Source organism: Tritonibacter sp. SIMBA_163 (genome assembly GCF_046535935.1).
Taxonomy (GTDB): Bacteria; Pseudomonadota; Alphaproteobacteria; order Rhodobacterales; family Rhodobacteraceae; genus Epibacterium; species Epibacterium scottomollicae.
This window is the reverse complement of record NZ_JAWJBP010001368.1, coordinates 1-234: the sequence shown is the minus strand read 5'-3', so window position 1 is coordinate 234 and position 234 is coordinate 1. Positions and strand designations below refer to the sequence as shown.

The window sequence follows — 234 nt, the reverse complement described above, 5'->3', positions numbered from 1 at the left end:
GTATGCATTGATGAAGATTACAAAATTCTCACATACAATCATCGTCATGCTTTTGGCGTCCACGAGTTTGAAGCAGCTGAGAGTGCGACAGGGCGCAGGCTTAAGAGAGGTATGCGAAGACGTTACAATCGCCGAAAGAAACGCTTGCAATTACTGCAATCTTTATTTGATTCATACATAACGGATGCGAAGTTTTTCTCGACTTCGGATTCCAAACATTTTTGGAAAAATAAC

The 234-nt window shown here is 41.0% G+C and carries 1 protein-coding gene; it reads left to right on the top strand.

What is annotated here, in order from left to right; genetic code table 11:
• A partial coding sequence (locus R0J92_RS26755) for a hypothetical protein (protein ID WP_411053912.1) occupies positions 1-234 on the top strand: 234 nt, incomplete at both ends.